General features: G+C 71.8%; 12 protein-coding genes. 8 read left to right on the top strand and 4 right to left on the bottom strand.

Annotation, left to right across the window (positions count from 1 at the left end; translation table 11 throughout):
- Positions 1 to 607: 607 nt before the first annotated feature.
- From ACFQRF_RS03540 to ACFQRF_RS03525, 4 genes are all read left to right on the top strand, one after another.
- Positions 608 to 1,747, top strand: coding sequence for a S1 family peptidase (locus tag ACFQRF_RS03540; protein ID WP_379868718.1), 1,140 nt, complete (start codon positions 608 to 610; stop codon positions 1,745 to 1,747).
- A gap of 231 nt (positions 1,748 to 1,978) precedes the next feature.
- A complete protein-coding gene (locus ACFQRF_RS03535; protein WP_379868716.1) occupies positions 1,979 to 3,301 on the top strand; it encodes an MFS transporter in 1,323 nt (440 codons plus the stop codon).
- A 72-nt stretch (positions 3,302 to 3,373) separates the two neighbouring features.
- Complete coding sequence (locus ACFQRF_RS03530; RefSeq protein WP_379868715.1) at positions 3,374 to 3,748, top strand: DUF3054 domain-containing protein; 375 nt, start codon at positions 3,374 to 3,376, stop codon at positions 3,746 to 3,748.
- A 35-nt stretch (positions 3,749 to 3,783) separates the two neighbouring features.
- Entirely contained in the window at positions 3,784 to 5,547 is a 1,764-nt protein-coding gene (locus ACFQRF_RS03525; RefSeq protein WP_379868713.1) for a translation initiation factor IF-2, read from the top strand.
- Between the two features lie 307 nt (positions 5,548 to 5,854).
- Here ACFQRF_RS03525 and ACFQRF_RS03520 read toward each other — a convergent pair whose 3' ends face one another.
- Positions 5,855 to 6,241, bottom strand: a complete 387-nt coding sequence (locus ACFQRF_RS03520) for a hypothetical protein (protein ID WP_379868712.1) — start codon at positions 6,239 to 6,241, stop codon at positions 5,855 to 5,857.
- A gap of 221 nt (positions 6,242 to 6,462) precedes the next feature.
- Between ACFQRF_RS03520 and ACFQRF_RS03515 the strand changes: the two genes are divergently transcribed.
- Both ACFQRF_RS03515 and ACFQRF_RS03510 read left to right on the top strand, forming a co-directional pair.
- The gene (locus ACFQRF_RS03515) at positions 6,463 to 8,751 is read left to right on the top strand and encodes an NB-ARC domain-containing protein (protein WP_379868711.1); all 2,289 of its coding nucleotides are present in this window, start codon (positions 6,463 to 6,465) and stop codon (positions 8,749 to 8,751) included.
- Between the two features lie 26 nt (positions 8,752 to 8,777).
- Positions 8,778 to 9,449 carry a TrmH family RNA methyltransferase gene (locus ACFQRF_RS03510; RefSeq protein ID WP_379868710.1) on the top strand — a complete coding sequence of 224 codons (672 nt, stop codon included), beginning with the start codon at positions 8,778 to 8,780 and terminating at the stop codon, positions 9,447 to 9,449.
- A 132-nt stretch (positions 9,450 to 9,581) separates the two neighbouring features.
- On the opposite strand, the gene ACFQRF_RS03505 is transcribed toward ACFQRF_RS03510, so the two are convergent.
- From ACFQRF_RS03505 to ACFQRF_RS03495, 3 genes are read right to left on the bottom strand one after another with little or no spacing between them, the layout of a single operon-like run.
- Positions 9,582 to 10,331 carry a succinate dehydrogenase/fumarate reductase iron-sulfur subunit gene (locus tag ACFQRF_RS03505; RefSeq protein ID WP_379868708.1) on the bottom strand — a complete coding sequence of 250 codons (750 nt, stop codon included), beginning with the start codon at positions 10,329 to 10,331 and terminating at the stop codon, positions 9,582 to 9,584.
- On the bottom strand, positions 10,328 to 12,268 hold the full coding sequence (locus ACFQRF_RS03500) for a fumarate reductase/succinate dehydrogenase flavoprotein subunit (RefSeq protein WP_379868707.1): 1,941 nt from the start codon (positions 12,266 to 12,268) through the stop codon (positions 10,328 to 10,330). The genes ACFQRF_RS03505 and ACFQRF_RS03500 overlap by 4 nt, the downstream gene beginning before the upstream one ends.
- Positions 12,269 to 12,970: a succinate dehydrogenase cytochrome b subunit gene (locus ACFQRF_RS03495; protein ID WP_379868706.1), complete on the bottom strand. Its 702-nt coding sequence runs from the start codon at positions 12,968 to 12,970 to the stop codon at positions 12,269 to 12,271.
- 80 nt (positions 12,971 to 13,050) lie between these two features.
- Between ACFQRF_RS03495 and ACFQRF_RS03490 the strand changes: the two genes are divergently transcribed.
- Both ACFQRF_RS03490 and ACFQRF_RS03485 read left to right on the top strand, forming a co-directional pair.
- On the top strand, positions 13,051 to 13,992 hold the full coding sequence (locus tag ACFQRF_RS03490) for a LysR family transcriptional regulator (protein WP_379868704.1): 942 nt from the start codon (positions 13,051 to 13,053) through the stop codon (positions 13,990 to 13,992).
- Positions 13,993 to 14,337: 345 nt separating this feature from the next.
- The gene (locus ACFQRF_RS03485; protein WP_379868703.1) at positions 14,338 to 15,156 is read left to right on the top strand and encodes a hypothetical protein; all 819 of its coding nucleotides are present in this window, start codon (positions 14,338 to 14,340) and stop codon (positions 15,154 to 15,156) included.
- Positions 15,157 to 15,216 lie beyond the last annotated feature (60 nt).

Here is a 15,216-nt window from a genome sequence, read left to right as displayed (position 1 = left end):
TTGTGAGCCGGGCGGGCCGGGTGCCCGTCCGGCCGTCCGGCGTCCCCCTCCGTCCCGCGTGCTCTCCCGCCCGGCCGCGGACGGCGCAGGTGAGCGGCCTGCCGGTCCGGCGGCCCGGCCGGCCCGCGGCGTCGCGCGGGCGCGCGGCCGTGGCCGGAGGCGGTCCTCGGGGCGGGTGCGCCCGCCGCCCGATTCGGCGGTTGTGACGAGAGTGACGGACCGGGCCTGTGTGATCGCACAAGCGCCGCCACCGGGGACGATGGCCGCAACCGGCCAGCCCCGGACTCTTGCGGAGCACGGCGGAACGGCTCCGGCCACCCCCTCGACCGCCGCTCAACGCCGGATTTCCAGCGGTTCTCGACCGCCTCCCGTACGCCGTCACATAGCCACAAACTCGACCTATCCGTCATATGCCGGATTTTTCACGTTCCTTTTGGTCTGTTGCTTGGCGCGTTCGATGACCTAAGGTTGCGAAGCGTTTACCGACTGTCCGGTAACAAACGGCGGCCGCCCCGCCCTTCGGGGCCGGGTGGCCCGAAGGACCCGCGTTGAGTCCCCGCTCGTTAGCGCGGATCCGCCCCCAGCAGCACAACAGAAAGGGCAGAACGTGCGAAAGTCCCCCCTGACCCGCACTCTTGGCGGCGCCGCTGTGGCGTTCGGCCTGGTGGTCGCCGCCGCCCCCTTCGCGGCGGCCGACCCCGCACCCCAGGACCTGGTGGCGGCACCGGGTCAGCTCGACGCCCTCCAGCGCGACCTCGGACTCTCCGCCGCGGAGGCCGGCCGGCTCCTCACCCAGGAGCAGCAGGCCCGCGCGGTCGAGAGCGACCTGCGCGCGGACCTGGGCGACGCCTTCGGCGGCAGCGTCTTCGACACCGAGACCGGCGAGCTGACCGTCTCCGTCACCGAGGAGAGCGCCGCGGACGCCGTGCGCGAGGCCGGGGCCACCCCGCGCGTCGTGACCTACGGCGAGCGCGCCCTGGACGGCATCGTCGCCGACCTCAACGCCACGACGCCCAGCAGCGACAGCGGCGTCACCGGCTGGTACGTCGACACCGCGCAGGACGCCGTCGTGATCACCGTCCAGGAGGGCGAGACGGCCGCCGCGCAGCAACTGGTGGACGAGGCCGGCGTGACCGCCGGCGCGGTCGAGGTCGAGGAGTCCGCGGAGCAGCCGCGCACCTACGCCGACATCGTCGGCGGCGACCCCTACTACATCGACAGCAGCGGGCGCTGCTCCATCGGGTTCGCGGTGGAGGGCGGCTTCGCGACCGCCGGCCACTGCGGCACCGAGGGCACGCCCGTGGAGAGCGAGGACGGCAGCGGCACCGGGACCGTCGCCGGGTCGATCTTCCCCGGCAATGACATGGGCTACGTCGAGGCCGGCAGCGGCTGGACGCCGACCGCCACGGTCAACGACTACGAGGGCGGCACCGTGACCGTCACCGGCTCGGAGGAGGCCGCCGAGGGCGCGTCCATCTGCCGGTCCGGTTCCACCACCGGCTGGCACTGCGGCACCATCGAGTCCAAGAACCAGACCGTGGTCTACCCCGAGGGCCAGGTCAACGGCCTGACCCGCACCGACGTCTGCGCCGAGCCCGGTGACTCCGGCGGCTCCTGGCTGAGCGGCACCGAGGCTCAGGGCGTCACCTCCGGCGGCTCCGGCAACTGCAGCTCCGGCGGCACCACCTACTTCCAGCCGATCAACCCGATCCTGGACGAGTGGGGCCTGACGCTCACCACCGGCTGATCCCCTCCCCCGAGTCCCCGGCGTCCCGAGCGGGCGCCGGGGACTCGCGCGTTCCGGAGGGCGCATGCGGCCGGCCGGGACGCTCCCGGCCCGGTGAGCGGGCGGCCGGCGACACGGCCGGCACCCGTCCCAGGTAACTGTCTCACTTCATGAGACACTGGTCTCACGGACTCCGCCCGGTGCCCTACGCTGATCTGGTCAAAACACGCCAAACAGGGAGGTACCACCGCGGTGGCCGTCCAGAAACCGGGCTCGGAGCCCGCCGCCGACGCTCCGCCCACCAACCCGGCAGGCCGGGTCATCGCCGCCAGCCTCGTCGGCACGTCCATCGAGTTCTACGACTTCTACGTCTACGCGACGGCCGCGGTCCTCGTCTTCCCCCACCTCTTCTTCCCGGCCGACGACCCCACGGCCGCCACCCTGCAATCGCTGGCCACGTTCGCGATCGCCTTCGTCGCCCGGCCGGTGGGCTCCGCCCTCTTCGGCCACTTCGGCGACCGCGTCGGACGCAAGGCCACGCTGGTGGCGGCGCTGCTCACCATGGGCATCTCGACCGTCGTCATCGGGCTGCTGCCCGTCCACGCCCAGATCGGCGTCGCCGCGCCGCTGCTGCTGGCGCTCTGCCGGTTCGGCCAGGGGCTCGGCCTCGGCGGCGAGTGGGGCGGCGCCGCCCTGCTGGCCACCGAGAACGCGCCCCGCGCCAAGCGCGCGCTGTTCGGCACCTTCCCCCAGCTCGGCGCGCCCATCGGGTTCTTCCTCGCCAACGGCGTGTTCCTGGCCCTCTCGGAGCTGATGAGCGAGGAGGCGTTCCTCGCGTGGGGCTGGCGGGTGCCGTTCCTGCTCTCGGCCGTGCTCATCGTGGTGGGGCTGTGGGTCCGGCTGAGCCTGCACGAGACGCCCGCGTTCGCCCGGGTGATCGCGGACGGGACCCGGGCCAGGACGCCGGTCACCGAGGTGTTCCGCACGGCGACCCCCGCCCTGGTGCTCGGCACGTTCATCATGCTCGCCACGTACGTGCTCTTCTACCTGATGACGGTCTTCTCGCTCTCCTACGGCACCAGCCCGGACGGCCTCGGTTACCAGCGATCGGAATTCCTGGTGCTGCTGCTCGTCGGCGTGGTCTTCTTCGGCCTGACGGTCCCGATCTCCGGGCTGCTGGCCGACCGGTTCGGGCGCCGCCCGACGCTGGTGATCACCACCGTGTGCATCATCGTGTTCGGGCTCCTGCTCGGGCCCATGCTCGGCAGCGGCTCCACCCCGGTGGTCCTGCTGTTCCTCGTCCTCGGTCTGACGCTCATGGGCTTCACGTTCGGGCCGATGGGCGCGGTGCTGCCGGAGCTGTTCCCCACCCGGGTGCGCTACAGCGGGGCCTCCATCGCCTACAACCTCGCCGGGCTGCTCGGCGCGTCGATCGCCCCGTACGTCGCCACCTGGCTGGCCGCCTCCTTCGGTCTCGGCTGGGTCGGCGGCTACCTGGCCCTGGCCGCGGCCATCACGCTCGCCGCGCTGCTGGTCAGCCGGGAGACCAGGGACACCGCGCTCGACGAGGTCTGAGCGGACCGCCCGGCCCGGCGCGCACGGGGTGCGCCGGGCCCGTACCGCGAGGCAGGACATAACCTGTCGGTCATGCGCTTGTTCCCCGCCGCCCTCCTCGACCTGCTGTGCGTCGCGGCATTCGTGCTCATCGGGCGCTCCAGCCACGGCGAGGAGAACGCCCTGCTCGGGTTCCTCGGCACCGCGTGGCCGTTCACGGCCGCCCTCGCCGCGGGGTGGCTCGTCACCCTGGCGTGGCGGGCGCCCGCCCGGCCGCTGCGTACCGGCGTCGGCGTGTGGGCCGCCACCGTCGCCGGTGGCATGGTGCTGCGCGTCCTGTCCGGTGACGGCGCGCCCCTGTCCTTCGTCATCGTCACCTCGATCTTCCTGGGCGCCACCCTGGTGGGCTGGCGCGCGGTGGCGCACCTGGTGACGCGGCGCCGTGACCGCCGGCCGGTGGCCGGCTGAGCGGGCCGGACCCTGATAGAGGAGGCGACGGCGGCGTGACCGGCCAGGATCCGTGGGGCACGCTCCCGGTGGCGCGCACGGTGCTCGCGGTCGCCCGGACGGTCCCGTGCACGGCCCGGCTGCTGGACGTCGCCGAACTCTTCCGCGGCGATGAACGGGTGGCCGTCGACTTCACCGTCAACGCCGGATCCCGGTTCGGCGCGGGGATCACCGGCATGCTGCACGACGCGGGCGTGGAACGGCTGGTGCCCTGGAACCACGCCGTCGCCCCCGAAGGGGAATTCGACCTCGCTCTGGTCGCCAACCCCAAGGGCGAACTGCACCGGCTGCCGGTCCCCATGCTGTTCATGCCGCACGGCGCCGGGCACAACCGGCTCGTCGGGACCCTGCCCGGGTCGCTGAGCGTCGCGTCGGGGCTGGCGCGTTCCCAACTGGAGCACCGGGGACGGACCCTCCCCGCCCGGCTCGCCCTCTCGCACCCCGAACAGGTCGAGCGGCTGCGCGCGAGCTACCCGGAGGCGGCCGGCCGCGCGGTGGTGGTCGGCGACCCCAGCTACGACCGCATGCTCGCCAACCTCGAACGGCGGGAGCACTTCCGGAGGGCGCTGGGCGCCACCGGGGGGCGCCGGCTGGTCGTGGTGACGTCGACCTGGCACCACGACTCGCTGCTCGGCCGGCACGGCCGTCGGCTGGTCAGCGCGCTGCTGTCACAACTCCCCCACGACGAGTATCAGGTGGCGCTGATCGCGCACCCCAACATCTGGTACCGGTACAGCCCGGCGCAGCTACGGCGATGGCTCGCGCCCGAACTGGAGGCCGGACTGCGGCTCGTCCCGCCCCTGGAGGGGTGGCGGGCCACGCTCGTCGCCGCCGATGTGGTCGTCGGCGACCACGGTTCGGTCTCCTACTACGCGGCCGCTCTTGGCCGCCCGGTGCTGCTCGCGACGTTCGGCGACACGCTCATCGCGCCCGACTCGCCGCTCGCCGAGTTCGGCCGCGCGACGCCCCGCCTCGACCCCGACGGCGACCTCCGCGCGCAACTCGCGACGGCCGAACGCGAGGGCGGCTCGCTCACCGCCGCCGACCTGCTCATCCAGCACCCCGGCGGCTCGGCCGGCCGGATGCGCCGGCTGCTGTACGAGATGCTACGGCTGGACCCGCCGCCGGTACCGGCCCCGGAGCCGCCACCACTGCGAACGCCCGAGTCCTACACCGAAGAACCCGAGCGCTTCGCGGTGGAGGCCACCGTGGACGGCGACGGCGTGCGGGTGCGGCGCTTCGCGCCGCTCGCCGCCGGTACCGGCGACGCCGAACGCTTCGAGGTGGTGGCGGCGGAGCGACTGCACCCGGCGACCGCGGCGAGCCCGGACATCGCCGTGCGGTCGCACGCCTCGGAGAGCGAGCCGCCCGAGGAGTGGATCGTCCGGACGCTGCGCCGCTTCCCCGGCTGCGGGCTGGCGGCCGCCTCGCTGAGCGGATCCCGGGCACTGCTGCGGCTGCGCGACGGACGCGCGCTGGAACTGGACGCGCCCGGTACCGACCTGTTCGTCGCCGCGACGGCCGTCTACGCATGGGCGGTGGACGGCCGTCCGCTGCCCGCGCTGGCTGCCGGGGTACCGGTACACATCGGCGCCCGCCGAACCGTCATCCGAGGTACCCCCCCCCCGATGATTTTCGCCGGTCTGCCGCCGATCCCGCCACCTCGCGACCACGGCACGACCCGTCGGACTGACCGCGATCCGGCCACCGCCGAATCCCCCGGTGCGCGCACCTCGGGACCGGGCGACGGGTACCTGTGATCGCATTCGCCGCCGCGTTACGCTTCACCGGCGACGCGAAGGGGCCTTCCGCAATCGGCGTTGGCGGCTCCGGACGCTCGGTGGCTCGCCGCTGTACCACCAGTCGCACTCGCCACCTCACTTTCCTCCGCCGCCAACGCGAGAGGCGCTACGCGCAAGGGCATCGGCGGCTCCGGACGCTCGGCGGCTCGCCGCTGTGCTCCCGGTCGCGCTCGCCACCTCACTTTCCTCCGCCGCCAACGCGAACGGCGCTACGCGCAAGGACATCGGCGGCTCCGGACGCTCGGCGGCTCGCCGCTCCGTAACATCAGCGTAGGTTGATGTCCCCATTGATGTGCCCGGCCTGCACCACGGTGCTGCCGTCTCGGACATCGCCCCGGATCGTGTTGCGCACCGGTCCCGAGCCGGTGGTCTCGGCCCGGACCTGGTCCCACAGTTCCCGGACCTCGGTGCGGAAGGCGGGGTCGGCCGCCTCGGCCGCCTCCACGATCTCGGCCAGTTCGACGTGCCGGTCGGGGTTCTCGGGATCCTGGGTGGCGGCGAGGAGCGCCAGCAGGCCGTTCGGGTCGTCCTTGAGCTTGTCCTGGACGCGCTGCCGCAGGGCGGCGAGCAGGCGTTTTCCGGCGTCGGTGAGGGATTCGGCGACTTTCCCGGCGATCGCGGCGGCGACCGCCACGGAGATCGGATCGGCCATTGGTCCTCCCGGTGGACGAGGGGGCGGCTTCGGGGCGGTCCCGGCCGGCTGGAGGCGGCGCGGACGCTCCACTCGGGGCATTGTCCCGGGTTTCCGGGTGCCGGGTACACCCCTGGGCACCCGATTCCGGGATTGTGCACAGGCTCCGCGTCGGGGTGGCCCGCGCATCGCAGTCTCCCGTAGATTCCCGTTAGCCGCTGGGGTTTCGGGGAGGGAGTGCCATGCCGGAGGAGGACGGCTCACGCGGAGGTGAGGCGACCGCGCATCAGAATCTGGCGGGTGACGTCCTGGGGCGCCTCGTGCAGGCGGGCGTCATCCACGGCGGCGTGCACGTTCACTCCGAACCGACCGCACCAAGCGCTCCCACGCTGTTCCCCGCCCCGGTCGCACCCTTCGTCAATCGCGACGCCGAACTCCACCGGGTAGGCCGCACGGGTGAGCGAGCGCGGCACGAACGCCGGACCGGCATCGCCGTGCTGCACGGTCTCAGCGGCCTGGGCAAGACCGCCCTCGCGCTGCACTTCGGCCACACCGCGCACGCGTCGCCGGACGTCGACCGGCTGTACGCCTCGCTCGCCCGCCGGGCCGACGGCACCCGCCCCAGTACCAGCGACATCCTGGCCGGATTCCTGCGGCACTACCGCGTGCCTCCCGACGCCGTCCCCGCACTCCTGGAGGAACGGGCGGCACTGTTCCGGTCCATCACCGCGCAGCGCCGGGTCATCGTGTTCATCGATGACGCCGACTCGGCCGCGCAGGTCCGCGACCTGATCCCCAACTCCCCCGGCGGCGTGGTCATCGTCACGACGCGGCGGCAGCTCCGCTCGCTCGACCTCGACCCCGGCGCGGATTTCGTGCCCGTCCGCCCACTGTCCGACGCCGCCTCCGCGGAGCTCATCGCCCGCATGGCCCGGCGCGACCACCCCGATCCCACGCTCTGGGCCCCGGACCCCGCGGCGCTGCGGCGGATCGTGGACCACTGCGCGGGAGTCCCCGTGGCGCTGCGCATCGTCGGCAGCTACCTGTACCTGAATCCGGCCGTTCCCCTGACGGAGGTCGCCGACCGGCTCGCCGACGCGCGGGGACGGCTCGACGAGTTCAGCCCGCTCACCGACTCCGAGGACGCCGCGGCGGTTCGCACGCCCAGGGGGATCTGCGATCTCGTGTACGACGAACTCCCACCGCTGGAGGCACGGCTCTACCGGCTGGGCGGCCTCGTCCCCGGCCCGACCCTCAGTAACGGGGTGGCCGCCGCCCTCCTCGGCCTGCCGTCCGACTCCCCGGAGGCCGCCCACGCGCTTCGAGTGCTGGCCGACCACCACCTCATCGAGCAGGTCGGCGATGGCCGGAGGTACCGCTATTCCGAGCTGACGCGGCGTGACGCCCGGGCGCGCGCCGAACTGGCCGATCCCGTGCCCGAGCGCGAGGCCGCCATGGTCCGGATGGTGCTCTGGTACACCGCGGCCGCCGCCTCGGCCGACGACACCGCGCTCGGCCGGCCGCTCCGGCTCCGCGAGCGGCTGCCGGTACCCGGACTGCCGCGGAGCCCCGCCGTGGTCTTCCGCGGCAAGCCCGACGCCCTGGAATGGCTGCGGGCCGAACGCAACAACCTGCACGCCGTCATCGAGCTCGCCGCCGGCATCGGGCAGCACGCCGCGGTCGTTCGGCTCTGCGGGAGCGCCTGGGCGCTGTACGACAGCGACAAGCTGTACGTCGACGCCCAGGCGGCCTACACCACGGCCGTCGAGAGCGCCGAGCTGCTGGGCCATCACGGCGCCGAGGCGCTGATGCGCGACCACCTGGCCCGGGTGCACACCGACCTCGGGGCGGGCGCGCTCCGGGCCGCGCGGAACACCGCCGCACCGGACGGCGGCGGCCGGTCCGGGCACGCCGCCGACGCGGCGTACCACCGCGAACTCGCCGAGCGCGAGTTCCGCGCCGCCGCCGAACAGTTCGCTCTCGCCCGGGAGGCCGCCGCCCGGTCCGACTCCCCGCTGGACCTCGCCGTCGTCCTGGACGGCGAGCACCGGCTGCACCGCGAGCGCGGCCATTTCGCCGCCGCCGCCGGCAACCTGCGCAAGGTGATCGAGCTGCACCGGGCGGCCGGCAACGACCGCGGTGTCGCGCTGAACAGCTACCAGCTCGGCCGGGTGCACCTGCTCGCCGGTGAACCCGTCCTCGCCCGGGAGATGCTGGAGGCGGCTCTGGCGGTCGACGCCGACGCGAAGCTGCACGCCCGCGCCCGGGTCGTCCTGGCCCGGGTCCTCGCCGAACTCGGTGAGGACACCGCCGCGCTCGGCGCCGTCGAATCCGCGCTGACGGTGTTCGGGGAGTCCGGGCAGAGCGTCCGGTTCGCCGAGGCGCTGGAGGTCCGTGCCGACCTGGCGCTGCGCGCCGGCGACCGGACGGCCTGGCGCGCGGCGCTGACCGCCGCCGAGCGGCTGTACGCGGACGTCCACCATCCGGGCGCGGACCGCGTCCGGGCCCGGCTCGGCTCCTCCGGGGACTGATCCCCGGTGCGGATACCCTGGACCGCGTGAGTGAGCAGGTCGCCCCGCCCGTCCCGTCCGCCCCCGAGCCCGCCGGCGACCCCGGTCGGCCGGCCGTCGGGGTCGGCCCGTGGCCGGGTCCGTGGCCGGACGACGAGCGCTACGACCCGGAACTCCTCGCCGAGGGCGACCGCCGCAACGTCGTGGACCGGTACCGGTACTGGCGGCGTGAAGCGATCGTCGCCGACCTGGACACCCGCCGCCACCCGTTCCACGTGGCCGTGGAGAACTGGGAGCACGACTTCAACATCGGGTCGGTGGTGCGCACCGCCAACGCGTTCGGCGCCGCCGCCGTCCACATCGTCGGCCGCCGCCGGTGGAACCGGCGCGGCGCCATGGTGACGGAGCGGTACCAGCACGTCCACCACCACCCCGACACCGGCGCCCTGGTGGCGTGGGCGGCCGAGCGGGATCTCCCCGTCATCGGCATCGACAACCTGCCCGGTTCGGTGCCGCTGGAGACCTGCCCGCTGCCGCACGCCTGCGTGCTGGTGTTCGGCCAGGAGGGGCCGGGGCTGTCGGCGGAGGTCCGGCGGTCCTGCACGGCGGTGCTGTCCATCGCCCAGTTCGGGTCCACCCGTTCGATCAACGCCGGAGCGGCGGCGGCGATCGCCATGCACGCGTGGGTCCGCGCCCACGTGTTCGGCCAGACGCCCTGACCGGCTCCCCTGCCGACGGGGCTCCGCCGATCCGGACGGCTTTCCGCCGAGACGCGTGAGGGGGCCGGCCCGTGCCGGGCCGGCCCCCTTTTCGCCGTCCGCCGGAGCGGGCGGCACGCCGCCGCGATCCGGCTAGCCGAGGTCCCCGCTGGCGAGGGCCCCGAGCAGGTCGCGGTTGAGCTGGGAGATGGTGTCCAGCGGGATGCCCTTCGGGCAGACCGCCGCGCACTCCCCGATGTTGGTGCAGCCGCCGAAGTCCTCCTCGTCGTGCTGGTTCACCATTTTCACCACCCGGGCGGCCCGCTCGGGCTGGCCCTGCGGGAGCATGCCCAGGTGGGTGACCTTGGCGGCGGTGAACAGCATGCCGGAGGCGTTCGGGCAGGCCGCCACGCAGGCGCCGCAGCCGATGCAGGTGGCCGCGTCGAACGCGCGGTCGGCGTCGGCCTTGGGCACCGGCATGGCGTGGGCGTCCGGCGCCGTGCCGGTCGGGGCGCTGATGTACCCGCCGGCCTGGATGATGCGGTCGAACGCGCCGCGGTCGACCACCAGGTCCTTGATCACGGGGAACGCCTTGGCCCGCCACGGCTCGACGTCGATCACGTCGCCGTCCTTGAAGCTGCGCATGTGCAGCTGGCAGGTCGTGGTGGTCTCCGGACCGTGCGCCACGCCGTTGATGACGACGCCGCACGCGCCGCAGATGCCCTCGCGGCAGTCGTGGTCGAACGCCACCGGCTCGTGGCCCTCAAGGGTGAGCTTCTCGTTGAGGACGTCGAGCATCTCCAGGAAGGACATGTCCGGGGAGACGTCCTCGACCTGGTAGGTGACCATCCGGCCCTCGTCGCCGCGGCTCTTCTGGCGCCAAACGCGCAGGGTGATGTTCACTTGTAACTCCGCTGCTTCATCTCGACGTACTCGTATTCCAGGTTCTCCTTGTGGAGCACCGGCTGCTCGCCCGTGCCGGTGAACTCCCACGCGGCGACGTAGGCGAACTCGTCGTCGTGCCGCAGCGCCTCGCCGTCCTCCGTCTGGCTCTCCGCCCGGAAGTGACCGCCGCAGGACTCGCGGCGGTGGAGGGCGTCGATGCACATGAGTTCGGCGAGCTCGAAGAAGTCGGCGACCCGGCCGGCCTTCTCCAGAGCCTGGTTGAGCTCCTCGTTGGTGCCCGTGACCTTGACGTTCTGCCAGAACTCGTCCCGCAGCTCGCGGATGCGCTCGATGGCCTTGCGCAGGCCCTCCTCGGTGCGCTCCATGCCGCAGTAGTCCCACATGATGTGGCCGAGTTCCTTGTGGAAGGAGTCCACGGTGCGGTTGCCGTCGATGGAGAGCAGCTTGTCGATGCGCGCGCGCACCGCCTCGGCCGCCTCCTTGGCCTCGGGGGTGTTCTCGTCCAGCTTCTCGAACGGCCCGGACGCGAGATAGTCGTTGATCGTGTTGGGGAGCACGAAGTACCCGTCGGCCAGCCCCTGCATCAGCGCGCTGGCGCCGAGCCGGTTGGCGCCGTGGTCGGAGAAGTTCGCCTCTCCGGTCACGAACAGGCCGGGGATGGTGCTCTGCAGGTCGTAGTCCACCCACAGGCCGCCCATGGTGTAGTGCACGGCCGGGTAGATGCGCATCGGAACCTCGTAGGGGTTCTCGCCCGTGATGCGCTGGTACATGTCGAAGAGGTTGCCGTACTTGGCCTCGACGGCCGGCAGCCCCATGCGCTTGATCGCGTCGGCGAAGTCGAGGTACACGCCGAGCCCGCCCGGGCCGACGCCGCGCCCCTCGTCGCAGACGTTCTTGGCGGCGCGGGAGGCGATGTCGCGGGGCACCAGGTTGCCGAAGGACGGGTAGATGCGCTCCAGGTAGTAGTCGCGCTCGTCCTCGGGGATCTCCCGCGGGTCGCGGGTGTCACCGGCCTTCTTGGGCACCCAGATGCGGCCGTCGTTGCGCAGCGACTCGCTCATGAGGGTGAGCTTGGACTGGTAGTCGCCGCTGACGGGGATGCAGGTGGGGTGGATCTGCGTGAAGCACGGGTTGGCGAACAGCGCACCCTTGCGGTGCGCGCGCCACGTCGCCGTCACGTTGCAGCCCATGGCGTTCGTGGACAGGAAGAACACGTTGCCGTAGCCACCGGAGGCGAGCACGACCGCGTCGGCGAAGTGGGTCTCGATCTCACCGGTGACCATGTCCCGGACGATGACGCCGCGGGCGCGGCCGTCCACGACGATGAGCTCCAGCATCTCGTGCCGGGTGTGCATCTTCACGGTGCCGGCCGCGATCTGACGCTCCAGCGCCTGGTAGGCACCGATGAGGAGCTGCTGGCCCGTCTGGCCGCGCGCGTAGAAGGTCCGCGACACCTGGACGCCGCCGAAGGAGCGGTTGTCCAGCAGGCCGCCGTACTCGCGGGCGAAGGGGACGCCCTGCGCGACGCACTGGTCGATGATCTCGACGCTGACCTGCGCCAGCCGGTAGACGTTGGACTCCCGCGAGCGGAAGTCGCCGCCCTTGACGGTGTCGTAGAAGAGGCGGTAGATGCTGTCGCCGTCGTTGCGGTAGTTCTTCGCCGCGTTGATGCCGCCCTGCGCCGCGATGCTGTGGGCGCGCCGCGGGCTGTCCTGGTAGCAGAACGACGTGACCTGGTAGCCCGCCTCGCCGAGGGTGGCCGCCGCGGAGGCTCCGGCCAGGCCGGTGCCGACGATGATGACCGAGAGCTTGCGCCGGTTCGCGGGGTTCACCAGCTTGGCGGAGAAGCGGCGCTTGTCCCACTGCTGCTCGATCGGTCCCTCGGGCGCCTTCTCGTCCTTGATCGGGGCGCCCTCGATGTACAGGTCAGTCATTTACTTCACCAGCCCGAGAAGAACGGCGAACGGCGGGATCAGGAAGCCGATCGTGACGACCAGGGCGAGCCCGGTCGCGATGATGTTGAGCGCGCGCTGCCGCCCCGCCCGGTTCCCGCCCAGGGTGGCGATCGCGCTCCAGATGCCGTGCCGCAGGTGGAAGCCGACCGCGGCCAGGGCGATCACGTAGCTGAGGACGACCCACCAGATCTGGAAGCCGTTCACCACGCGCTCGTACGGGCTGTCGGAGGCGCCGCCGGGCGCGATGTTGTTCGTGGTCAGGTGCAGGATGTGGTAGATCACGAAGAGCACGATCACCACACCGCCCCACCGCATGGTGTAGGACGCGTAGCTGCGCTGCACGCTCTTCTTGGTGTGGTAGCGCTGGCCGGCGGGCCGGGCCCGCTTGGCGCGCCGCCACAGGGTCACCGCCGCGTAGGCGTGGATGAGGACGCTCGCCAGCAGGACGACGCGCATGATCCACAGGAAGCCCTCGTAGGGGAGCATCGGCTCGCCGAGCTCGCGGAGGTGCGCGGAGTAGGTGTCAAAGGTCTGCGGCCCCCCGAAGATCATCAGGTTGCCGTACATGTGCGCGATCAAGAACAGCACGAGGATCGCCCCGGTGACGGCCATCGCGGCCTTCAGTGCCACCGTGGACGTGTATGCCGTTGACCGCTGCTTGGTCAGGGTACTGTTCGCCACAACGTGTCACTTTAAAACTCGATAAAGGACGACGTCTAAGTCATAGGACTGCTCGTCTCCATAGCCATAGGCTATTGACCATGCAGTTCCAGCAACTCGCCTACTTCCTGGCCGTGGCCGAGACACGGCATTTCACCCGTGCAGCGGAGTTATCGCGCGTCGCCCAGCCCAGTCTGAGCAAGCAGATCCGCAACCTCGAAGAGGAGCTGGGAGCCGCGTTGTTCAGCCGGGCCAGGGGAAATATCACACTCACCCCGGCCGGCGAGGCCCTGCTTCCGCTCGCCCAGCGCATCCTCACCGACATGGAGACCGCCCGCCGCGAGGTCCAGGAGCTGGCCGGTATGCGGAGAGGGCGGGTCCGGCTCGGGGCGACGCCGTCCCTGTGCGCGGGTCTGCTCGCGGACGCGCTGGCCCGGTTCCACTCGCGGTTCCCCGGGATCGAGCTGCACGTGGAGGAGAGCGGGTCGCGCGACCTGATCCGCGCTCTGGGGCGCGGTGAGCTCGACCTCGCGTTGATCATACTGCCTCTGCACAGCAGCGACCCCGCTTTCGTCACCACTCCCATCCTGCGCGAGAGCCTGGTGGTGGTCTCCCCCGCCGACGCACCGCGGCCGACCCGGCAGGCCGCCATGCGCATCACCGACCTGCGTGAGCTGCCGCTCGTGATGTTCCGGCAGGGCTACGACGTCCGCGAGGCGACGCTGCACGCCTGCCGGGCCGCCGGATTCGAGCCCCGGCTGGCCGTGGAGGGCGGCGAGATGGACGCCGTGCTGCGGTTCGTCGAGGCCGGGCTGGGAGTGGCGGTGGTGCCCAGCATGGTGTTGAAGAACCGTCCCGGCCTGCGCGGCACCCCGCTGGCGCAGCCGCGGCTGCTGCGCACGATCGCGCTGGCGCACCGCAAGGACGTGGAGCCCTCGCACACGGCCAAGGCGTTCCGCCGCGGCCTGATGGGCTACCTGGCGCGGCTCAGCCAGGCGGAACTCGGCGAGGACCTGGAGGTGATCAGCTCCGTGGAGAGGTGAACACGGCGGGAGCGTCCGGCCCGGCGGACTCGACGCCTCCCACATTTCCCGATACATCCGGAAACCACGCCTCACAATTCTCCAGGTGCGTCAGAATTCCCATCACTCCCAATGACCCCAAAAATCTCTCGCGTTTCGGCAAACGCCACTTCACCAAGAAATGAAGTGGCGTTTTTCACAGCCAAACCGCGAGAAACCGTTGCTGAATTCGCGATCGCAACGGCCTAACGTTGGCAATCCGAACGCACCCGCACTGCTCGCTGACTCGGAGAGCGGCCCGATATCTCCGCACACCATCTCGCGCCGTTCGCGCCGCTCACCGGTGGAGATGGAGATGCCCGGCCCATGACCGAGACAGCACTCCCGCCGGACGGCCCCCGACGCACTCGCGTCCGGCTCGCGGCCCGCACCCTGCGCACCGACCGCTGGTGGGTCGGCCCCCTGTTCACCACGCTCGGCCTCGCCGTGTTCGTCGGCTACGCCACCGCCCGCGTGTTCCAGCAGGACCACTACTGGGCGGCCGAGTACCACTACCTGACGCCGTTCTACTCCCCCTGCCTCAGCGCCTCGTGCGCGCCGGGCTCCGCGGTCTTCGGCACCCTGCCGTGGGCCTTCCCGTGGTTCCTGCCGTACGCGCTGGTCAGCCTGCCCTTCCTGCTCCTCTTCCGCTTCACCTGCTACTACTACCGGAAGGCGTACTACCGCTCCATCTGGCAGGCGCCCACCGCGTGCGCCGTGCGGGAACCGCACGCGCGCTACACCGGTGAGTCGCGCTTCCCCATGCTCGGGCAGAACCTGCACCGGTACTTCTTCTACATCGCGGTGCTCATCTCGCTCGTCAACACCTACGACGCCCTCGCCGCGCTGGCGCACGGCCGCGACGGCGGGTTCGGGATCGGGCTCGGCGGGGTCATCCTGCTCGGCAACGTCATCCTGCTGTGGTGCTACACCCTTTCCTGCCACTCCTGCCGGCACGTGATCGGGGGACGGCTGCGCAGTTTCGGCCGGCATCCGGTGCGTTATCGGCTGTGGACGTGGGTGTCCGCGCTGAATTCCCGGCACATGCTGTTCGCGTGGATCACCCTCGGGACGCTGATGCTGACCGATTTCTATGTGCTGCTGGTCTCCAGCGGGACGATCACCGACCCGCGCTTCTTCAATTGACCGTCGTTATCGACGGGCGGCCGATCCGGCCGGCGACCCCCCACCGGATCACCACCGATC

The organism is Marinactinospora rubrisoli (assembly GCF_042664915.1).
Lineage (GTDB): Bacteria > Actinomycetota > Actinomycetes > Streptosporangiales > Streptosporangiaceae > Marinitenerispora > Marinitenerispora rubrisoli.
The sequence above is the reverse complement of the archived record's forward strand: the minus strand, read 5'-3'. Positions and strand labels throughout refer to the sequence as shown.